The 20,885-nt window shown below is 60.3% G+C and carries 23 protein-coding genes; 11 read left to right on the top strand and 12 right to left on the bottom strand.

Annotated features, from left to right (window positions below; genetic code table 11):
• Window positions 1-16 precede the first annotated feature (16 nt).
• Genes VL52_RS09640 through VL52_RS09630 form a run of 3 tightly spaced genes read right to left on the bottom strand, consistent with a single transcriptional unit; the run spans window position 17 to window position 3,593 of the window.
• The gene (locus VL52_RS09640; RefSeq protein WP_046156837.1) at window positions 17-1,624 is read right to left on the bottom strand and encodes a GMC family oxidoreductase; all 1,608 of its coding nucleotides are present in this window, start codon (window positions 1,622-1,624) and stop codon (window positions 17-19) included.
• Window positions 1,621-2,136: a twin-arginine translocation signal domain-containing protein gene (locus VL52_RS09635; RefSeq protein ID WP_046156836.1), complete on the bottom strand. Its 516-nt coding sequence runs from the start codon at window positions 2,134-2,136 to the stop codon at window positions 1,621-1,623. The genes VL52_RS09640 and VL52_RS09635 overlap by 4 nt, the downstream gene beginning before the upstream one ends.
• A complete protein-coding gene (locus VL52_RS09630) occupies window positions 2,136-3,593 on the bottom strand; it encodes a coniferyl aldehyde dehydrogenase (protein WP_046156835.1) in 1,458 nt (485 codons plus the stop codon). Before VL52_RS09630 ends, VL52_RS09635 begins: the two co-directional genes overlap by 1 nt.
• Window positions 3,594-4,445: 852 nt before the next feature.
• Here VL52_RS09630 and VL52_RS09625 point away from each other — a divergent pair.
• The 4 genes from VL52_RS09625 (at window position 4,446) to VL52_RS09615 (ending at window position 8,184) form a co-directional block, all read left to right on the top strand.
• Window positions 4,446-5,411: a BON domain-containing protein gene (locus VL52_RS09625; protein WP_144410205.1), complete on the top strand. Its 966-nt coding sequence runs from the start codon at window positions 4,446-4,448 to the stop codon at window positions 5,409-5,411.
• 370 nt (window positions 5,412-5,781) lie between these two features.
• Window positions 5,782-5,952 carry a CsbD family protein gene (locus tag VL52_RS23870; protein WP_082107046.1) on the top strand — a complete coding sequence of 57 codons (171 nt, stop codon included), beginning with the start codon at window positions 5,782-5,784 and terminating at the stop codon, window positions 5,950-5,952.
• A 96-nt stretch (window positions 5,953-6,048) separates the two neighbouring features.
• On the top strand, window positions 6,049-6,870 hold the full coding sequence (locus VL52_RS09620; protein ID WP_046156834.1) for a universal stress protein: 822 nt from the start codon (window positions 6,049-6,051) through the stop codon (window positions 6,868-6,870).
• Window positions 6,871-6,903: 33 nt separating this feature from the next.
• Window positions 6,904-8,184, top strand: a complete 1,281-nt coding sequence (locus tag VL52_RS09615; RefSeq protein ID WP_200895981.1) for an NRAMP family divalent metal transporter — start codon at window positions 6,904-6,906, stop codon at window positions 8,182-8,184.
• Between the two features lie 206 nt (window positions 8,185-8,390).
• Here VL52_RS09615 and VL52_RS09610 read toward each other — a convergent pair whose 3' ends face one another.
• From VL52_RS09610 to VL52_RS09585, 7 genes are all read right to left on the bottom strand, one after another.
• Window positions 8,391-8,708, bottom strand: a complete 318-nt coding sequence (locus VL52_RS09610) for a chaperone modulator CbpM (protein ID WP_046156832.1) — start codon at window positions 8,706-8,708, stop codon at window positions 8,391-8,393.
• Complete coding sequence (locus tag VL52_RS09605; RefSeq protein WP_046156831.1) at window positions 8,705-9,652, bottom strand: DnaJ C-terminal domain-containing protein; 948 nt, start codon at window positions 9,650-9,652, stop codon at window positions 8,705-8,707. Before VL52_RS09605 ends, VL52_RS09610 begins: the two co-directional genes overlap by 4 nt.
• Before the next feature lie 109 nt (window positions 9,653-9,761).
• Window positions 9,762-9,986, bottom strand: a complete 225-nt coding sequence (locus VL52_RS09600; protein WP_046156830.1) for a lmo0937 family membrane protein — start codon at window positions 9,984-9,986, stop codon at window positions 9,762-9,764.
• Between the two features lie 40 nt (window positions 9,987-10,026).
• The gene (locus VL52_RS09595; protein ID WP_046156829.1) at window positions 10,027-10,860 is read right to left on the bottom strand and encodes a BON domain-containing protein; all 834 of its coding nucleotides are present in this window, start codon (window positions 10,858-10,860) and stop codon (window positions 10,027-10,029) included.
• Between the two features lie 156 nt (window positions 10,861-11,016).
• Window positions 11,017-11,232 (bottom strand): hypothetical protein, encoded by a 216-nt coding sequence (locus VL52_RS24485; protein ID WP_144410204.1) that lies wholly within the window; start codon window positions 11,230-11,232, stop codon window positions 11,017-11,019.
• A gap of 264 nt (window positions 11,233-11,496) precedes the next feature.
• Window positions 11,497-13,587, bottom strand: a complete 2,091-nt coding sequence (locus VL52_RS09590; RefSeq protein ID WP_046156828.1) for a catalase — start codon at window positions 13,585-13,587, stop codon at window positions 11,497-11,499.
• A 306-nt stretch (window positions 13,588-13,893) separates the two neighbouring features.
• Window positions 13,894-14,292, bottom strand: coding sequence for a PRC-barrel domain-containing protein (locus VL52_RS09585; RefSeq protein ID WP_046156827.1), 399 nt, complete (start codon window positions 14,290-14,292; stop codon window positions 13,894-13,896).
• 257 nt (window positions 14,293-14,549) lie between these two features.
• On the opposite strand from VL52_RS09585, the gene VL52_RS09580 reads away from it, so the two are divergent.
• Window positions 14,550-15,401, top strand: coding sequence for an alpha/beta fold hydrolase (locus VL52_RS09580; protein WP_046156826.1), 852 nt, complete (start codon window positions 14,550-14,552; stop codon window positions 15,399-15,401).
• 644 nt (window positions 15,402-16,045) lie between these two features.
• Window positions 16,046-16,672: a hypothetical protein gene (locus VL52_RS09565; RefSeq protein WP_144410203.1), complete on the top strand. Its 627-nt coding sequence runs from the start codon at window positions 16,046-16,048 to the stop codon at window positions 16,670-16,672.
• A 507-nt stretch (window positions 16,673-17,179) separates the two neighbouring features.
• Here the strand turns inward: VL52_RS09565 and VL52_RS25195 are convergent.
• Window positions 17,180-17,752, bottom strand: a complete 573-nt coding sequence (locus tag VL52_RS25195) for a hypothetical protein (RefSeq protein ID WP_200895980.1) — start codon at window positions 17,750-17,752, stop codon at window positions 17,180-17,182.
• Here VL52_RS25195 and VL52_RS09555 point away from each other — a divergent pair.
• From VL52_RS09555 to VL52_RS24475, 5 genes are all read left to right on the top strand, one after another.
• Complete coding sequence (locus VL52_RS09555; RefSeq protein WP_046156822.1) at window positions 17,738-18,433, top strand: VIT1/CCC1 transporter family protein; 696 nt, start codon at window positions 17,738-17,740, stop codon at window positions 18,431-18,433. The two genes, VL52_RS25195 and VL52_RS09555, sit on opposite strands and share 15 nt — an antisense overlap.
• A 180-nt stretch (window positions 18,434-18,613) precedes the next feature.
• Entirely contained in the window at window positions 18,614-19,105 is a 492-nt protein-coding gene (locus VL52_RS09550) for an SRPBCC family protein (RefSeq protein ID WP_046156821.1), read from the top strand.
• A gap of 230 nt (window positions 19,106-19,335) precedes the next feature.
• Window positions 19,336-19,527 (top strand): CsbD family protein, encoded by a 192-nt coding sequence (locus tag VL52_RS09545; RefSeq protein WP_200895979.1) that lies wholly within the window; start codon window positions 19,336-19,338, stop codon window positions 19,525-19,527.
• Window positions 19,528-19,597: 70 nt separating this feature from the next.
• Window positions 19,598-19,915, top strand: a complete 318-nt coding sequence (locus VL52_RS09540; protein ID WP_046156820.1) for a BON domain-containing protein — start codon at window positions 19,598-19,600, stop codon at window positions 19,913-19,915.
• A 92-nt stretch (window positions 19,916-20,007) separates the two neighbouring features.
• Entirely contained in the window at window positions 20,008-20,175 is a 168-nt protein-coding gene (locus tag VL52_RS24475) for a DUF3309 domain-containing protein (RefSeq protein WP_115618076.1), read from the top strand.
• A gap of 455 nt (window positions 20,176-20,630) precedes the next feature.
• On the opposite strand, the gene VL52_RS23860 is transcribed toward VL52_RS24475, so the two are convergent.
• Window positions 20,631-20,885 (bottom strand): integrase core domain-containing protein (locus VL52_RS23860; protein ID WP_144410202.1); only part of this gene is annotated, 255 nt, incomplete at its 5' end.

Below are 20,885 nucleotides of genomic sequence, written 5' to 3'. Positions count from 1 at the left end.
AACGCGCCCGCCGGACTCATCCCTTGGCCAGCTCCCTCGCCAAACGATCGGCGGCTCGCCAGGAAAAAGCGTAAATGGACAGCTGGGGATTGGCGCCGACGCTGGTCGGAAAAATCGAACCGTCCAGCACCGCGAGGTTTTGCCATTCCCAGTGATTGCCCCAGTCGTCCAGCACCGATCGGCCGGGATCATCGCCCATCGCCATGCCGCCCATCACGTGGGCGCTGACCAGCCTGGCCTGCAGCGCCTGCAAGGGCAAGCCTTCTATCATCTCCCTGGCCCGCCTCCAGCTCGACACCGGTTGCGCGCGCTCATGCAGCGGCATCGCCAGGCTGGCGCCGGCGGCGAACTGCAGCTCGGCCATCGCCAGCCAGCTGCGCCGCACGCCATCCCAGATCACGTCGTTGAGCGGGTAATCCAGCACCGGCGAACCATCGCCGCGCAGCTTCACCTCCCCGCCCCGGCTATCCGGATGAAAACCGTCGCGCAGCAAGGCCAATGTCGCGTGCAGATGCGGCAGTTGTTGCAAAAGCTGCAGTTGTTCGATGCCGAAGCCCGGAAAGGTGACGCTGGCGAGCAAGGGGTGGATGGGCGGCACTTCCAGCTTGAAGCCCAGCGGCCCGTCCAGCGGCTGGGTATGCATGTAGTGGTCGGAGTAAACCGTTTGCGGCGCGCCATTGTAAGGCTCCACCATTTCCGGCATCAGCGCCGCGCTCAGCGCCACCGGATGCAAAAAGGTGCGCTTGCCGGTCTGGCCGGCGGCATCCGCCAGGCCGCTGCGCAGCATGATGGCCGGCGTGCCGATGGCGCCCGCGGCCAGCACCACCTGCCGCGCCCGCACGCTGAAGCGGCGGCCGGTCGGCGTGTTGCCGTCGGCGCCGAGCAGGCTGCCCTGAATGGACGCGATGCGCTTGCCGCCCGGGTCCGCCAGCAGCTTGTCCACGCGCGCCCGGCACAGCAGTCTGGCTCCATGGGACAAGGCATCGGGAATGCAGGTGACCAGCATCGACTGCTTGGCGTTGGTGGGGCAGCCCATGCCGCAATAGCCCAGGTTCCAGCAGCCCTTCACATTGCGCGCGATCCGGGCGTGCCGCAGGCCCAGCGCCTGGCAGCCGCGCTCCAGCACCAGATTGTTGCCGTTGGGCTCGGCCTGCCACGGCCCGATGCCCAGCCGCTGCTCCGCCTTGTCGAACCATGGGCGCATGCCTTCGGCCGACAAGGTCGCCAACCCGTGGCTTTCCTGCCACCACAGCAAGGTGTCCGGCGGCGTCCGGAAGCTGCTGGTCCAGTTGACCGTGGTGCCGCCCCCGACCGTCCGCCCCTGCAAGACGGTGATGCCCTTGTCCAGCGTCTGCCGGCTGGCGGACTCCTGGTACAGCTCCGGATAGGCCTTGGCCTCCAGCAAGCGAAAGTCGCTGGAGCTGTATAATCCACCCTCCTCCAGCAGCAACACCTTCAACCCAGCCCGGCTGAGCACCTCCGCCGCGATGCCGCCTCCGGCGCCGCTGCCGATGATCGCCACATCGGCCTCCAGCGACAGGTCCTTGTCTTGCCTGGCTCCATCGAACACCTTCCAGCCGCTTGCCAATCCCGCCCGGACAGGATCGGGTATCTTGCCGGTCAAGGCAGCATCTCCATCACCGCCGCAGGCTGCCGGTAGCCCAGCGCGGCCCAGCTGGCCGGATTGCCGTACCAACCGGCATGAATCAGCCGGTGCAGGCCTTGGTAGGCGCTGCATTGCAAGGCAAAGCGGCTCTCGCGCCAACGCTGCAGGAATTGCGCCAATTCCTGCGAGGAGGCCAGTTGCCAGGGAGAGCGCACGCCGGCCAGCCAGCGCCGCGCCCAGCGGTTGCCCAGGAGATCGAACAGCTGGCGCACTTCGCGCTGCGTCGCGGACGGCAGACCCGCCACGGCCCGATCCACTCCCGCCGCCACGCTGGAGGCGGGAACACCGGGCAAACCCAGCAGCACCGGCGCCAGCGCGGCGACGATCTGCGCGTCCAGCGGCGTCAGCCATTCCAGTTTTCCGCCTGCCGAGGGACGAGGATCGGCCGCCGGCGCCGCCCAATAGCCCGCCAGCAACAGGGCGGCGCTTCCCAGCGCGCCCGCCTGCAGAAATTGGCGACGACTGGCCATCAACGCAGCATCAGTTTCAGCAGCCATTCCACCGCCGCGCCGTAGGGCGGACGCGTCAGCCAGGCGCCGGACAAACGGCTCTGGCGGAATACCGGCTTGAGTTTGGAAAAGGTCAGGAAGCCTTCGCGGCCGTGGTAATGGCCCATGCCGGATGGCCCTACGCCGCCGAATGGCAGATCTTCCTGCACCACGTGCAACAGCGTGTCATTGATGCTGACTCCGCCGGAAATCGTCTCCTGCAGCACCCGGTCGATGCGCAATGGGTCGTCATCGAACAGATACAGCGCCAGCGGCCTCGGCCGGGCGTTCACATAAGCCAGCGCCTCGTCGAACTTGTCGTAGGCCACCACCGGCAGGATCGGGCCGAAGATTTCCTCCTGCATCAGCGCGCAATCCTCCGGGCAACGCTGCACCAGGGTCAACGGCAGCTTGCGGACCGCGGCCAGCTCCTCGCCGGCCGGGTTGATCTCGTCGATGCGGGCGCCGGCCTCGCGCGCGCCCTCCAGCCAGCCCCGCAAACGCTGGTAATGCCTGTCGTTGACGATGGCGCTGTAATCGGGATTGCTCGCCAGGGTGGGATAAGCGCGCTTGGCGGCCTCACGCACCTCGTCCAGCAGCAACGCGCAATCCTTGTCGTTGACCAGCACGTAATCCGGCGCCACGCAGGTCTGGCCGGCGTTCATCATCTTGCCGGCGACAATGGCCTCCGCCGCGCGCTTGAGATTGGCGCCGCGCGCCACCAGCGCCGGCGATTTGCCGCCCAGCTCCAGCGTCACCGGGGTCAGGTTTTCCGCCGCGGCGCGCATCACGTGGCGGCCCACCGTGGTGGAGCCGGTGAACAACAGATGGTCGAACGGCAGCCGGACGAAAGCCTGGGCCAGCTCCGGCCCGCCATTCACCACAGCCAGCAGATCGTCGCCGAAATGCTGGCGAGCCAGCCTCTGCAGCAGCTCCCCGGTGGCGGGCGTGTATTCCGACATCTTCACCATTACCCGGTTGCCGGCCGCCAGCGCCGCGATGATCGGGCCGAAAGCCAGGAACAGCGGGTAATTCCACGGCACCACCACGCCCACCACGCCCAGCGGCTGGGGATGCACGCTGGCGCTGGCAGGCGCGAACCAGAACGAAACGCCGCGCCGGCGCGGCTTCATCCAATTTTTCAGATGGCGGCGGGCATGGCGCACTCCCTCCAGAGACGGGAACAGTTCGGCCAGGCGGGTTTCCACGCTGCTGCGCTGGCCGAAGTCGAGATTGACCGCATCCACCAGCGCCTGGCGGTTTTCCTGGATCAGACGCTCCAGCGCTTTCAGCCAGGAGCAGCGCATTTCGAGTGTGGGGGACCGCTCGGCCTGGGCCTGGATTGTGAGCCGGTTGAAGGCCTCAAGTAGCGCCTTCTCCTCCGGCAAAGACACTTTACTGACATCTGCACCATCGCGAACCTCGCGGACGCTTAACATGAATTTCCCTTTATTATTTGATTTCAGCGACTTGGGACCGCCAGCAAACCCTTGTAGCGCACCGAGCCAAGGCCCGCCGATACATACAAGTACAAGCCGTACGGCAAGGAGTCGCGTCGCAGGATTGGGGACGGCGGCGCTTAACCGAACCTGCCGCCGCAGACCTTGTCGGCCAGCCTTCCTCTCGCGATTGCCGCCGGCAGGACTGTTCGCCAGAGTTGAACTTCCTTCAGTCAAGCCACTCCCCAATGTCATCATACTTGGACACAGCCTTCAAGTACCCGCCAGCCCCGCTCCACTGGCATTTCCGCCCGGCCAGAAGTTAGCCCAGAGGCAGACAGGATTGGCATGCTGCGTGACCTGCCCGCGGCTACCAAACTGCCGGTCCAACAGGTCAAGCGAGCGGCACAATGCAAGATTCAGACTATCCGCTCGGTAGCGCACCGACAACCGCTCCCTCGAACCGCCACAGTATGAGTGTCGGCCGCTTGGCCATTCCGCTTGGCGCCGCGCACTGTAAAGGCAGGTCCGCCATGAACAAGCTCAATCCATCGTCCAGTCATCTCCATGCAGTCAAACAGGTCGGCCAAAGGCAGAAAACCTCAGCGGCGAACCTGAAACCCGAGATGGAAACCCCGAGCCCGCCACGCCCGGCTGGCGCCCCGGACCCGCGCCCCCAAATCACCAAGGCGCCGGCCTCGTACGAAACGTCGGTCAGTGAAAATAGCAGTTGCTATCCTCTGCCAAAGTACTGAGTCGGGAGCAAAGCTTCCCAGGTTTGGACGGATAACCCGCGGGCACACATCCGTCGCACCTTTGGCATATGCCGCATTTCTCTATCGGGAGGCGCAGATGGAACGCTGTCGCAGAAATACCCTTCCTCTTGCCAAGATATCCCTGTTGGTTTGGAGCCTGGGCAGCAATATCGCCATTGCCGCCCTCCCCCCGCAGAACCTCGCGGACGCCAGGCAAGAGGCTCAGATCGCCAAGACATATGCCTTGAATCCCTATTTTCGTTTCTGCAGGCTCAAGGTGTCTGTTTCTCGGGGGACGGCCCACATATCCGGCGATGTAGAAAACGATATCAATCGCGATCTGGCATTGGACATTGCGCGTGGCGTGAACGGCATCAATATTGTCAAAAGCAACATCGTGATCAGCGACCATCTCAATACGCAACCCCTGGCTCCTGCAAGCACCGCAATCGACGACGCCACCATCACCCTCACAATCAGATCCAAGCTGTATTGGAGCCAGACAACCGATGGTTTGCCTATCGCGGTGGAAACCGAACAGGGCCGAGTCATCCTGAGAGGCAACGTCGACAAGGCTGCCGCCAGAGTTTTTGCCGGCACTTTGGCGCTCAGCACTCGCGGCGTGGCCGCGGTGGACAACCGGCTGGTTGTCAATGGCAAGGCCGCTGCGATCCGGGAGTACGAGACAGAACCAAACGGCGGCATCAATGCCTCGCTTTCCGATAACTGGATCACGGCTCGAGTCAAAACCGCCTTCCTGTACTCCGTCGGCATTTTCAAAGAAAATATTGAAGTCAGCACGCTGAGTGGAACTGTCATTTTAAGCGGCACCGTCGACACCGAAGCGGAATGGAACTTGGCCATTGAACTGGCGCGGCATACCCGCGGCGTTGAGCATGTTCATGCTGAGGAATTGACATTTCAGCAATCGACAGCCCCGCGCATGGCTAATCACCCAAACAAAAAGAACACCAGCATCCTCCATGTCGACTTAAAACCCGCCGCTCGCACTCCGGCATCTTTAACTGGGCCATCTTTCTGTTGCCAAGTTAATATTCAATAGCCCCCTAAATTAACTCGCAATTGAATCAGTCAAAAATTTTCGCCGGGCCACGCAAGCAAGGCATCTCATGCAGACAGCATTCTCCGCACGACAATGATGCAGCCACCGGAGCAATGGTTTTAATCATGGCTCTGAATGCTGCCAATCCATCGGCAATCGAATTTCACTCGCCAGCCATTCGTCCCTGATTCAGCCTTGGCAGTACATAACAATCTACTGAGAAATCAAAATCGGCCACATCATCCCCACCGAAAATATGTGCGCTGCCGCACATACTTTTTCTTGGCAACAGCCTATTCTCCTGCCGTGCTGCAGAGAAACGCTTATCGCGCGCAGCCATGCAATCTAGTTTAACCGACTGGAGAAAACCATGAACAAGGATCAGATCAAGGGAAAACTCAAGGAAGTTGCCGGCACCGTAAAGGAAGCCGCAGGCAAGGTCGTGCACAACAAGGGCCTTGAAGAAAGAGGCCGCCAGGAGAAAATCCTTGGCAAAGCCCAATCTGACGTGGGCAAGCTGAAAGAAGACCTCAAGAAATAATCGGCCGCATACTCTCTACGTTTCAGACCTCCATGACTGGAACAACAAGTCCAGAATGCGAGGGATATAATCCTTTTTGATTCAGGAATCCCAGCCATGCTGCGCGATCTATTGGTACATGTGGACGGAAGCTTGGCGGGTCGGACCCGGGTGCAGCTTGCGGTCAAGCTGGCTGCCTGCACCGGAGCCAAGCTCAGCGGAATTCACGTCACGCCGCCAATAGAGGTTCCCTCGCGCGTCAGACCCACCGGCATCGCGGACATGACTGCCTATTTTTCCGCCATGCAGACAGTGGAGTCTCAAGCGGCGGCGGATACATTCGAGGGCGCCGTCCTGGGACATCTGGCCGATGCAGGCTGGTCCGAGGTTCAGGGCGATGTCGCGCAAAGCATTTGCGACCATGCCCGCTACACCGATCTGGTCATCCTTGGTCAATACGAATGGCAAGGCACGCCGGCAAGCCACCCGCTGCCGATAGCCCACACCGTCGTGGTGCGTTGCGGCCGGCCGGTTCTGGTGGTGCCTGCCGAGACATCAATCAAAGCGTTCGATCATATTGCGCTGGCCTGGGATGGCAGCCGAGAAGCGGTGCGGGCACTCCACGACGCCCTGCCGCTTTTATGCCGAGCACGCTCGGTCGAGATCATCAAAATCCTGTCCTCGACCACTTCCTGCAACGCAGACGACGAACGTCTACGGGAACATCTAGGCAGACACAGGCTAGCCCACCGGGCAGATAGCCTGCTAATAACCAGCGCCCAAGACCATGACACTTTGCGGCATCAGATAGAACAAGGCGCATATGATTTTCTTGTCATGGGCGGCTACTCGCACCCGATGTGGATGGAATTCATTTTTGGCGGCGCCACGCAATCGCTGCTGCTTTCGGCAAAAATTCCGGTGCTTGTTTCCCATTAGGCTTAAGGCGCCATGACAAACAGGAAAGCGGCGTTGACAAAAACTTTGCGGCTCTTCTGGCGCCGAATCAAGGCGCATCCGCTGGCACGGATCGGCCCGGGGTTGATCACCGGCGTGGCGGACGACGACCCAAGCGGCATCGCCACCTACTCCCAGGCAGGCGCGCAATACGGCCTCAACATGCTTTGGACCATGCCGCTTGCCTTTCCACTGATGGCAGCCGTGCAATCGATGTGCGCCAATATCGGCCGCGTCACCGGCAAAGGCCTTGCAGCCAACATCAAGGATGCCTTTCCGCCCATGGTGCTGCGGGTAGTGGTGCTGCTGCTGTTGATCGCCAACATTCTGAACATTGCGGCCGACGTCGCCGCGATGGGAGAGGTTTCGGAACTGATCACCGGCCTGAACCGCCATCTGATGACCGCCGGCTTCGTATTTGGCATCCTGCTGCAACAGATGTTCATTCCCTACCATCGCTACGTTTTTTTCCTCAAGTGGCTTACCCTCTCGCTGCTGGCCTACACGGCCATCCTGTTCACCGTTCATGTGCCATGGGGAGAGGTCGCCCTACGCACAGTCTGGCCCCGGTTCAAACCCGACGCCAATGCCGCGGCGGTGGTGGTGGCTGTGTTCGGCACCACCATCAGCCCTTACCTGTTTTTCTGGCAGGCATCGGAAGAGGTTGAGGAAATGCTCGCCATCAAGGGCAGCATCGCGCTGATCCGGGACAAGCGGGCCGCTGCGCCGGAGCTGCGCCGCATACGCTGGGACACTTGGAGCGGCATGCTCTACTCCGACATCACCGCTTACTTCATCATGTTGGCTACGGCCGTCACGTTGCATACTGCAGGCATCACCCATATCAATACCGCCAGCCAAGCCGCCAACGCCTTGCGTCCGCTAGCTGGCGATGCCGCCTACCTGCTGTTTGCCTTGGGCATTATCGGCGTGGGTCTGATTGGCGTGCCGGTTCTGGCCGGCTCTGGAGCGTACGCGGTATCCGAAGTGATGGGCTGGAAGGAAGGGCTGGAGCGCAAGGTGCGCGACGCGCATGGCTTCTACAGCATCATTGCCGTCAGCATGCTGCTGGGGCTGGGCATCCAGTATTCACCGATCAGCCCAATGCGGGCGCTATTCTGGAGCGCCGTCATCAACGGTGTGGTTGCCGTGCCGCTGATGGTGGTGATCATCATCATAGTTTCCAAAAAATCGGTGATGGGTTCCTTCACTGCCAGCAAGCCCCTGACCATCCTGGCCTGGATCGCAACGCTGGTGATGGGCGCGGCGGTGGTTCGCATGCTGATGCCCGGCTAGGGCCGATTGGCGCTGCGTATCCCGGCGAAGCCGTTCAATGCAAAAGGACTCTGATGCCGAGCGTTGTGGCCTCAACGCCAACCCGGCGCCGCCGCAGTGAACGGCTTGGCGAGGAAGCTCCCGTGGCCGATGCCACCGATGCTTCGCTTGTCCCCAAAAGAATCCTCTCCCGGATAGCGCTGGGCCTCCGGATCATGTGAGCCAACTCACCGGATGCCGGCGCGGTCCAGCCGGGCCCGCAAGGTCGCCAGCTCATCCAGCAGATCCAGAGCCAACGCCACCCCGGCTGGATTGATCTCCAGATCGCGTGACAGACGCCAGGCCGTCCGCGCCCGCCGCAGCGCATCGCCGCGAAAACGCCAACTTTGCGGAGAGTCTCCCCACGGATTCAACACGCCTTCCAATACCCAGCTGATGATAAGCGTCTCTTCGGCATGGCTGGCCTGGCAGAGCTCAAGCAGCGTCAGCTCCACCTGTTCTTCCACCACAAAAACCTGGGGCAATGCGAGAGGATCCTGATTCATGACGCCTGTCCTTTCAGCGCATCGCGCGGGTTGAAGTCGAAGGCATCCGCCATCGCCTGGTAGGCCGCGCGATCACGCTCATCAACAACAGGAGGCAAGGCGATTTTCAACGCCACATATAAATCGCCGGGCGTTGCGCCGGGTATGCCGCGACCCTTCATCCGCAACTGCTTGCCCGCCGCCGCGCCCGGCGGAATCTTCAACTGGACCGGGCCTTCGGGCGTTGGCGTTTCCACCACGGCGCCCAGCGCCGCCTCCCAGGGCGACACCGGCAACTCCAGAAACACATCCCGGCCCTCCGCCCGAAACAGCGGATGGCGCTTGAATTCTATCTCCAGGTACAAGTCTCCCGCGAGGCCACCGCCCAGAGCCGGCCCTCCCTGGCCCGCCAGACGAAGATGCTGGCCCGCGCGTATGCCTTTGGGAATCGCGACGGCCAGCGTGCGCGTCTGCAGCGCGACGCGGCCTTGGGCATCCTGCACCGGCATGCGCAACTCCATGCTGCGCTCGCAGCCGCGGTAAGCGTCCTCCAGATCGATCAACACCTTGGCGTGATGATCCTGACCGGCGCCATGAGCATGACGATGCGGCCCGCCGCGCGCGCCCCGGCCAAACAGGGCCTCGAACACATCGCCAGGATCGGCGCCGGCCCCTGAGCCAAAGTCGCCTCCGCTGAATTCGAAACCAGCGTCCCAACCCGGCGGTGGCTGGAAATCCTGCCCGTCTTTCCATTCGCGGCCCATTAGATCGTAGGCCGCCCGTTTCTCGGGATCCTTCAGCACCGCATAGGCCTCGCCCAACTCCTTGAAACGCGCCTCTGCATCCGGCGCCTTGCTCACATCCGGATGGAATTTCCGCGCCAGCTTGCGATACGCCCGTTTGACGTCTTCCTGAGCGGAATCGCGCGGGATGTCCAGGATTGCGTAATAATCATGGAACTTCATGGCCGCGGACTCGCGATGCGGGGCCGTCCAGGCCAGTCACCCTTGCCCGACTCGGCAAAGCACAATACGGCATAACCTGCTCCTTCATGCGCCACGCGTCCATTCCAACCTATAGCGGCCTGCCCTGGATAAAGCGCACCAGTATCGCCACGATTGCCAGCAACAAAAGGATGTGAATCAATCCGCCCATCGTGAAGGCCGTCAACAAGCCCAAGGCCCACAAGATCAACAGCAAGACAATGATCATTTCCAACATGGCACTCTCCCCGGCGGGCATCCCAACAACGATCGGCATCGGCGCCGGATCAGGTCCGCGCGCCAGAATGCCCGCCATCCATCCAAATCCTTGAGCTTGGCCAACATGAAAGCCCAAGCTATTGGTCCGTGGCGCTGAAAACCAGATTGGCCGCCTTGACACTTTTAACGCCACGGACATTCTGCGCCAGCTCAATGGCAAGCGCCCGCTCCGCCCCCGTCTCCACCATGCCTCGCAAGGTCACCACGCCATGAAGCGTACTGACGGCAATATTGGATCCGGCGACATTGTTGGAATAGAGAAAGGTTGACTTGACCTTTGTCGTGATCCAGCTATCGGACAGCTCGGTGCGTACGCTCTCCTGGGTATCATCAATCGCGGCTGCCGACGTCTTTCCATTGACCTGCAGCTGATTGTCGACCGATTCCACGCCGCGCGTGCTCAAAGCCAATTGGCCGGCGAAATTCCGGGATGACAGGCTGTCTGCCGTCCCCCGCAATACGACATGCCCCCGCTCCGTTTTCACCGTGATCGGCAGCCTTTCCGTACGCTGGCTCCAGTACAGCTTGGACTTGATCGAAGCGGTAATGGTGCTATCGTCAATTGCCTCACCGGTATAGGCCGAGGCTTGAGGGTCCTGATTGCTCTGGATCACAATCTGGTTTTCCACCCGAGTCACCCCGCTGACGCCCAACGCGATCTCCTTTGCCAGATCGCGGTTGACATCGTCCTCGACGTTGCCGGACAAGGTAGCGGTGCCTTGCGCCACTACCACCTTGAGGTTGTTGTGGCGCAAATAGGGGTTCAAGGCATATATCGTCGCGATTTGGGCTTCCTGCCTCGCATCGAGAACCTCCTGCGAACGGGCGTCGGCTCGCGCCTGACCGCATCCCACAATTATCGCCAGAGGGATGGCGGCGCTCAGCGCAAGATTTCTGGAAGAGAGTTTCATGTGCTTCTCCATGGTGGTGTGACTCAGCCCACAGGCATGGATTGAAGACCGAATCAGGCGTGGGGGCTTTGATCATTTCACCGCAGTACCGCTGATTTGCTGCCTTCTACAATGCGCATGCCGCGTCAGACGCTCATCCCGAGCGTCGCTCAATCATCAGTCAGCTAACGGTCCATCAGCCTCATGGGCCTGTAAATCATGCACCAGCGGTTCGTCATTCGGGTCGCTTGCCAGCGGGTCGGAATAAAGAGGATCCTCGGGACGCGGTGTCGATCTGCGTTCGGGTAAATGCTTGCCTGGTAAGGGATTGTTATCTTGCTCGGCCTTTCGAGAAAGGTCGCTGTCGGTATCCTGCTGCTCAAGAGGGTTCATGATCATGCTCCGATGAGGCCGGCCTCCCGCGATATTGCAAAACGTCGGCATCCACAGCATGCCGATGCAGCCGAGCCTTGTCGGTACGCTATCCAACAAAGAGTTGACGTGGGTAGGTGTTCAGGCTTGCAAGCACTGAAACTGCCGCGCGATCCAAGGCCGGCCCTGTGGCCATGTCGAACATGGCCATCCCATAACGAGTCGGCGCGCCAATATCCACGATGACAGGCACTTCGGCCCCATCCCAATCGCTGCGCGCGTGTTTCAAGCCAAAAAGCGCAGCGTCTTTTCACGCGCCCATTGCCGCGTCTTCGCCATCGCGATGAAGCCCGGAATATTGTCGATAGCGACGACACCAGCATCCAGCTCCACTCCAGCCATCCGCAGCAAGCGCAGGCCGCCGCCATCGACCGCCAACGCCTTGAGATGAGCCATGGCATCTCGGACAAAATCCAAGGCGGCAACATCCTGCGCCAACCTCTCCGCAGCGTCCTCCGCCAGCACAATGGCCACGGCATCGAAAATCGCCGATGGCGTACCGGCCAATTGACCATCCACCTTCAACAAAAAATCGTTCGAAAGCGGAACCAGTCCGACCGTAACCGCGACGATCCTGATGCTGGCCCCGGCCTCCCTCACTGCCAGGCTGAGTGCGTCGACTGCGGCGGCATCGCTCCCGCTCGCCACCAACATCCCGACACACCGCCCCTCCAGGCTGCGCTTCATCTTGCCTATGATCTGCAAGGCAGAGGACGGCGCATAGTCGCGAACCGGTTCCGCCAACGGCGGCACCGGCAATTCCATAAAGCCCAGGCCATCGGCCACGCGCCGCGCCAATTCCTCATCAATGTGGCGCAAATGCCCAACCATCGCCTGGCGCACATGCAAGTGCTCGACTTTGGAAAGCTCAAACACCAGAGCCGAAGCGATATGAGCCTGCTCATAATCGGTCTGACTGAGATAGAACAGCCGTGCCTGGCTGTAGTGGTCGGCAAAACTGCTGGCGCGAAGTCTGCCTTTGTCGCCACACTCACTGATTTCTGCGGACTGAAACCCGGTGGAGAACACCTCGCGCGCCGAGTCGCTCTCCAGCGTGCTGGGCTCATACGCCACCCGACCGCGCGGCACCGACATTTGCATATGGCCATCGCGCTGCTGATTGGCAAACGGGCAGTGCGGCATATTGACCGGAAGCTGATGAAAATTGACCGATCCCAGCCGCGACAGCTGAGTATCCAGATAGGAAAACAGCCGTCCCTGCAATAAGGGATCATTAGAAAAGTCGATTCCGGGCACCAGATGCGATGGACAGAAGGCAATCTGTTCGGTTTCGGCGAAAAAATTGTCAGGCCAGCGATCGAGCACCAGCCGGCCAATCGGCAGCAGCGGCACCAGCTCTTCAGGAATCAGCTTGGTGGCGTCGAGGTGATCGAAGGGAAATTGGTCGGCCTGCTCCTGGGTGAACAACTGCACGGAGAATTCCCACTCGGGGAAACCGCCGGCGCGGATGGCCTCGAACAAGTCGCGGCGATGGAAATCGGGGTCGGCCCCAGCGATCTTGCAGGCTTCGTCCCAGAGGGTCGATTGCAGTCCTAGCGCGGGCCGCCAATGAAACTTGACGAAAGTGGACTGGCCTTCCGCATTGATCAGCCGAAAACTGTGGATGCCAAAGCCTTCTATCATGCGCAGCGAGCGCGGCAGCGTGCGGTCGGACATGATCCACATCACCATGTGCATGGACTCTGGCGTCAGCGAGATGAAATCCCAGAAAGTGTCGTGCGCGGTGGCCGCTTGCGGAAAGCCGCGATCCGGCTCCATCTTGATCGCATGGACCAGGTCGGGAAATTTGATCGCGTCTTGAATGAAGAAAACCGGAATATTGTTGCCGACCAGATCCCAATTGCCTTGCCGTGTGTAGAACTTGATGGCGAAGCCGCGTACATCCCGCGGCGTGTCCGCCGAACCAGAGCCGCCGGCCACGGTGGAAATACGGGCGAATAGCGGCGTCCGCTCCCCGAGTTCGGTCAGGATCTTCGCCGTGGTATGGGCTTTAAGCGAGTGGGTCAATTCAAAGTAGCCATGGGCCCCGGTGCCGCGGGCATGAACGATGCGTTCGGGAATGCGCTCATGATCGAAATGGTTGATCTTCTCGCGGAGGATGAAGTCTTCCAGCAATGATGGGCCATGCAGATTGGCGCGCAATGAGTTCTGGTTGTCTGAAACAGACAACCCCTGATTGGTCTTGAGCGCGGGGTGCGTCCCTTGCGCGTATTGGTGGAGCTCCCCGCCGTCGCCGGCGTATCCATCTGAAATGGCGCCCAGCGAGGCTCGCTCTGTGGATTTCCGCTTGCTCATGTTCAATCACCTGGCAGCTGCAGTTCGCCGCGTTTAACGGCATTAACAGGCCTCAGAGCCTGTTCAAGGTCTCGCGAGCCAAGGCGAAAACGGCTGAAGAAGCGGAATGTACATAGAGGATGCATGCACATTCTGAAGCTGTTTTTAACGACATATCGCCGACGCGCAGCAGACATTGAATAAGACTCTTAGAGCCGCTGCTAACAAAACCCAGCGAAGTGTCTGAGGCAAGGCGCGCCGACGCAGGCAGTACAAGTAGTACGACAAGTCGGCGCAACGCGGCATCAGGGGTTTTGTTAGCGAGACTTAGTCCAGCCCGCCGCCATAATCGCCATCGCTTACGGGGAGACCCTGATCTGGCGATCGCCTCCGGCTACCCTCCGGAATGGGCCTGAGTTTCATTTTCTCCACATTCAGCACGAAGCGTTTGTGAGCCGGGTCGAACATGAAGGCGCGCCATGGCGCATTGAAAAGCGTCTCGTTGATGCTGGGATGGCCGATGGACAGCACCACACGAGCGACTCGGCCGCTTTGCATGTCGAGCATGATCTCCTTGACCACGCCGACAAACTCATTCTTCTGGCTATAGACATCGCTGCCGAGAAGGGCATCGGCGCCTACCAGTCCTGGCGCGGCCTCGGCCAAGGAGCCGAACTTTTCCCTCGGCCGGTACATGCCATAAATATCCCGCTCTGTGTAATCCATGCTCGCCTCCTTGCCGCGGCCTTCCAGAAAACGGAACCCTCGGTTTCAGGGCAACCTTAGCCAGACGAGTGGATGCCGTCTGTTCGGTAACACACCCAGAGCGGCGCGACGCACTACTCTCCCCGGCCATCCCGCTGGCCAACTGCGTGCGGCAACGCACAGACCGGCGGGTAAGGCCGAGACTAAAACAATAAAGGCCGAGACCTGATTGCGATCGGCATACCTGCCCGCCCCCGCCACCATCCGAAGGGAAGATCATGAACCACATCATCACCAAAGACGGCGTCAGGCTGCATGTCAAAGTCTGGGGAGCCGGCCGCCCTGTCGTCATGGCGCATGGCTGGCCCTTGTCCGCCGACAGTTTCGATGACCTGGCGATGGCCATCGCCGATGCGGGGATGCGCGCCATCCGATATGACCGCCGGGGATTCGGCCACTCAGACCAGCCTTGGAGCGGCTACGATTACGACACGCTGGCCGACGATATGGCCGCCGTCATCGAGCAGACCTTTGCCCAAGACGCCGCGCTGCTGGGCTTTTCGATGGGCGGCGGCGAAGTGGCCCGCTACCTGTCTCGCCATGGCGGCCAGCAGGTGACGCAGGCGGTACTGATCTCCTCCATCCTGCCTTTCATCCTCAAGACCGACACGAATCCCGACGGGGTGGAGCAGTATGTATTCGACCAAATAGAAGCCGACCTCAAAACCGACCGCGCGCAGTTCTGGACCGGCTTTTTCAAGGATTTCTTCGGCATCGGCCTGACTTCCCATCCGGCAAGCAAAGAGGCCATCGAGTGGTCGCGCGTCGTCGCCATGCAGGCTGGCCTGAAGCCAACCCTGGCCTGCGTCCACGCTTTTTCCAGCACTGACTTCCGGCCGGACCTCGCCAGCTTCACCATGCCCACGCTGGTGATCCATGGCAACGCCGATAAGATCGTCCCCATAGAAAAGAGCAGCCGCAAGACGGCCAAGTCGATCGCCCAGGCAACCATGATCGAATACGATGGCGCGCCGCATGGCCTCCTGGTCAGCCACAAGGACAGGTTGATCAAGGATGTGGTCGGTTTTCTCATCGAGGGGCCAAGATGGCAGGACCGCTTCAAGAATTAAGCGTCCGCAAGCAGAGCGTGGATGACCCCGAATCTAAACGCTCTCGGCATGCCTGCGTCGCAATTCATGCAAGCAAGCGCTGCGGGGTGCCGCCCAGCGCTTGCTGCCTTCCTGAGTGGGAATCTATGGCCTGCAAGATATCTGCCTCTCCAATCAGGATACGGAAACCCAGCCAACCGCCAGTGTGCAGGCCTTCAAGAAAAAGATTCTCGCAATCGATGCCGTTGGCTTCGCTACGCCAGATCCATCCGGCTTGCTGAAAACGCCATCGATTGCGCCCCAGGCCTTTTGGCGATAGCGCCTGGGCAGACAAGCCGGCGGCAGTCGATGCGAGCTGCCTCTGGATGGTTCGGTTCCACTCGGGCCCGGCACCGCCTTAGGCAGGTCTTTGTCACGCTAAACATACGGGCGTTGATTCAACCGGAGCTCATGATCAGCCATGCTGCCCTGGCATTCAATCTGCAAAGCCAGTTGTTGGTAGATGCAATCAGCCGGCAGCGAATGCAGGAGCTGCTGGAAAATCTGGCAGTCTGGGCCCGAAAGCTGCAAGCGGATAGTTGAAACAACCACCTGGCATGCCTACCCCTGCGTTTTTACAGGCAACCCGACATGGCGCGGCGCTCCCCACGCATCAGGAGAACATCATGCTCCCCCCCGTTGATCCAAAAGCATCCGCTACCAAGGAGGCCAAAGCATCGTTCCCGCCCTATGCGCTCAACAGGGACCACACGGTATCGGTAATCTACCCCAGCCACGAAGAGGCTGAGGGAGTTCGCCAGCGCCTGATCGCTAGCGGCATCGCCATCAACCAGATGCATATCCTGCATCAAGCGCCGCAGGCCATCACCGACGATGGCCGCGATGAGGTGCTCAAAAACATTCTGGTGGATGGCGCCATCGCCACGGCGGTAGGCGCCGGAGCGGGCGTTGCCGGCACATTGATTCTGATGGCCGAGGGCATCACCCTGTTTATCAGCAGTCCGGCGGTCGCCCCCCTTGTGATGCTGGGCTGGTTCGCCAGCTTGGGCGGCATGCTTGGCTCCATCAGCGGTGTGACCGCGCCCTGTTCCCCCAAAGCCGGCGCCGCGCGCAAGGAGGGCAGGTTTTCCGAATTAGTGATGGATGCCATTCAGACCGGCAATACGGTGTTGATTGTGCACACCCACAATATGATAGAACAGGGAAGAGCCAAAACGATCATTGGCGAATCGCTGCAAGACCGAGACAAGATCCTGACGGGACATCGCGCCGACTCCACGGACAGCGATTAGTCGCGGGTTTCGGAGATCAAGCAACAGACATACGGGGGACGGGTATGCGAAATCCAACGCCCCCGGAGCGCATAGGCAGCCATCCTGCGCGCTGAAGCCCCGTTACTCCCATCCAACCACTACCGCGCCTAACGCAAGGATATCACCTCAGCGCAGCCGGCTGAGGCCAACATCTTTGTTAGCTAACGCACCGACACCCGCCTCTCAAACCATCAAAGTGAGTCTGCCCACCCTGCAATTTTGCAGCGCGCTGGTCCCCAAGGAGATTTCCATGGATAAGTACAATCAACAGAACACCCCCCCAAGAGCGCCGACCCGAACAAGAAGCCGGCGGTAGGCGCCCCCCTGCCGGGGTGCAACACCCCGACGCAAACCACAGGCCACCCAAATCCGGCGAGCGACGCCGCTCCCCGCGACCCGGCCAAGCCGGCGGCCAGTCACGAGGCTCCGCCTCGTGAAGGCTACACCCCGCCAAAGGCCTAAACTCGCAGCCGAAACCACTACGGCTTAGATAGCTGGCTTGGGCGTTGATCCCGAATCAGGGTGGCGCACCACTGGCTTCAACCGCGGCGGGTTCCATGGCGGCGAATGAAAGAAGCGATCGCTCCGCGCAAAGCGGAGCGATCCGGCCCCAATCACCAAGTGATGGAAAGGCATCTCCAGCACTTCACTAACCGTCATCCGCTGTCGCGCCGCGCAGGCCAGCAGATGGCCCAGAGGTTCGGCCGCAGGGCCAAAGACTTCAGCGCCAAGCAGCATGCCGCGGCCAAGCCCAGCGCCCCCTTCAGCGATGCCATACTCCTCCTTGATCAACAACACCGAAAACAAACGCTCCAGATGGTAAACAACCGGTTCCGGCGGCAAGCCTAGCCGATCTGCCGCTATCGTGCAGGAAGGACGGTATCTTCCCGCCAGCGCACCTCCCCAGCCGAAAAGGGGCATCCGGATGCCTGGAGAACATGCGCAAGAACGAATGCGCCTGCCACCGCCTACAACATAAGCAAGGCGGATTTCACGCAACGCGTCGCGGCGAAACGACAGGACGCGCGCCACAGGAGCTTGAGCATGCATGTAGGCCATAGGGAGCGACACCTCTCAGACAGGATAGGCTGGCTGCGGGCAACCGTGCTAGGCGCAAACGATGGCATTGTCTCCACCGCCAGCCTGATCGTGGGGGTGGCCGCCGCGCATGGGAACCACAGCAATATTCTGGTTGCCGGCGTCGCCGGCCTGGTGGCCGGGGCGATGTCGATGGCCACCGGAGAATATGTATCCGTCCACTCGCAGAAAGACACAGAGCAAGTGGCGCTCGAACAAGAGCGCAAGGAATTGCAGACCAATAATGCGGCGGAACACAAGGAATTAGCCGCCATCTATGTGCGCCGTGGGCTGGATCCTGCGCTTGCCAGGCAGGTCGCAGAGCAATTGATGGCGCATGACGCGTTGGGCGCGCATGCCCGCGACGAGCTCGGCATTTTTGCGACGCAGCGCGCTCGGCCGTTGCAGGCGGCGCTGGCTTCTGCCGCCAGCTTCACGATGGGGGCGGCGCTTCCGATCGCGGTGGCGGTATTGTCCAGCGGCACCAGCCTGATTCCCATCGTATCAGCCGCGTCCTTGGCGTTTCTGGCGCTGCTGGGCGCAGTGGCGGCGCGGGCGGGCGGCGCGCCGGTCGCAGCCGGCGCCATGCGCGTCACCTTTTGGGGAGCGCTGGCGATGGGCATGACCGCTGGGGTCGGGTCCATGCTTGGCGTCGCTCCATGATTTCAGGGGAGTTTAGGGAGGCTCCTAGATAGCCGGTTTGCCGTGCCCATGGTCGTAAACGACGCAGCCGGACCGGGATTCACCGCAGCAAATTTGGCTGGATGCCAGTCTCGGCCTCTCGCTGCAGGTGAATGGAAATCGACATGGTGTGTTTTCTCCCCATGAACGGCGGGAGGCCAGATGGCTGAGTACCGGTTTTCCACCATATGGCGGATCCACGCGCCGCTGCCTGCGGTGTGGGATGCGATTTTCCATGCGGATGCCTGGCCTTCATGGTGGAAAAGCGCAAAACAGGTTGCCGAAATCGAAAGCGGCGACGCGCATGGCGTCGGCATGCTGCACCGCTATACCTGGAAAGGAGCCTTGCCATACCGGTTGAGCTTCAATATGCGGGTAACCCGTATCGAGCCCTTCCGAGTTTTGGAAGGAAAAGCCAGCGGCGCAGTGGAAGGAAAGGGAATATGGCATTTTTCCAACCATGAAGCCTGCACCGTCGTACGGTACGACTGGCACATCCATACCACTATCTGGTGGATGAATTGGCTAGCGCCACTGGCTTGCCGCCTGTTCCGCTGGAACCACGACGAGGTAATGCGGCAAGGCGCCAGGGGGTTGGCGCAGAGGCTGGGCGTAAATGTTGAAATGGATGGTCGGACATTCCCGCCGCATTAACAGGCCCGCCCCGACGGTAAAGCCACCGCGCCCTACCCACAAAATGCTTATCGGGTCTGCAAACCGGATCCGGATGCCGCTCATCGGGACCCCATCCATCGAGAATATCCAGGCATTTCCAAATATGTGTGACAACGAACAGACCTGGCGCAGCCGATGACTTACTGTGCGAGTGTACGGCAGTCGCCGTGCGTCGACATTAAGTCGGCTGGACTTTTCAGGAGAGAATCATGGGCATCAATAAAGATCAGGTAAAAGGGCGCATTGAAGAAGCTAAAGGCAAAGTGAAGGAAGTCGTCGGCAAGGCCGTCGGCAATAAGGAACTGGAAGTGAAAGGCAACATCCAGAAAAACGTCGGCGCGGTTCAGGCATCGGTAGGCGATGCGAAAGAGGATATCGCAAAGACGCTAAAAACGCCTTAACCGCCAAGCGGAACTGGCATGTGGCTTCGTTCAATGCCCGTTCGACCGAAACCAAGCAAATGGAGAAATCATGGATATCAAATTCAGCCGCACCTTATTTTTGTTGGGAGTGTTGCTTGGCCCCGTAGTTGCTTATGCCTACGACACCTCGACGGACACGCCAGGACAATATTTGGATGATGCCGCCATCACAGTCAAGGTCAAAACAGCATTCGCCGAAGACAAGTGGGTTAAAGGACTGGCCATCAATGTCCGGACTGATCATGGCGTCGTTGATCTGAACGGCACCGTCAACAGCAAAAATGAATCCGACCGCGCCACAGAACTGGCGACACAGGTCAAATCGGTCAGGGCGGTTCACAACAACCTGACCATCATGTCGCGCTAGCGACTAACCGGTGGCCGCCAGCACAAGACAATGGCAAATCTGTGCGCGCCAAAGTTGACGGTCAAAGTTTCGCTTCTTACTGGGAGAAAAATATGGACTTACTCATTATTGCAATTTTGCTCTTGCTGCTGTTTGGTGGAGGCGGCGGCTTATATTGGGGTCTGGGCATGGGCTGGGGCATTGGCCCTATCGGACTGATCGTTACCGTACTGATCATCTCTTTCTTGCTGTTTGGCTATCGTGGAAGAAGGGGCAACTGAAAATGATGAGCGTCTTGGGGGCGTGGCATGAGATACGGAAGGATATTTCGCTCCGCCCCTGAAGCGTTGAATCTATTGATTCTACAGGTCCAACAGCGCCTTGCCCCATGTCCCGGACAAGCCGGCCGCCATGAGGCACGGACGTGTGAAGGCTTGCATCCCGCCCAAGGTCTGAACGCGCTGCCACTGCCGCCATTACTCCCCTCGCTGGCTTGAAACTTAATCCTGAGTCAAATGAGAAAAGCGATCGTTCCACGTTGCGCCGACCGATCTGGCCATTCCCCGTTACCCCTCCAGAGCGGCGGTGCCCTGAAAGACTCATCTTCAGACTCACCTCACGCGTAAAGCCGCGAGCCGCCAACAAAACCTCATAGAGAACCTGGGACAAGATGCGCCGAAGCCGGCAGTACAAGTGGTGGGCAATATGGTCTGTCCCGGTCCCCGTGGACAGCGGGTTAAGCACTAAGCTCTGAACGGCGGCGTTCGAATTCAACCGGGGTCAGATACCCCAGGGTTGAATGACGTCGTTGGTGATTGTAAAAGCGGATGTAATCAAACACATCCGTACGCGCCTCCTCGTAGCTCCGGTAGTGGGTCAGATAAACACGTTCCGACTTCAATGAACGGAAGAAGCTCTCCATTGCTGCATTATCCCAGCAGTTCCCGGTGCGGGAGTGGCTCGGTACCATTCCGTGCCGTTTCAGCAATGT

The sequence above is a fragment of the Chromobacterium vaccinii genome (assembly GCF_000971335.1).
Taxonomy (GTDB): Bacteria; Pseudomonadota; Gammaproteobacteria; order Burkholderiales; family Chromobacteriaceae; genus Chromobacterium; species Chromobacterium vaccinii.
This window is presented reverse-complemented; position numbering and strand designations above follow the sequence as displayed.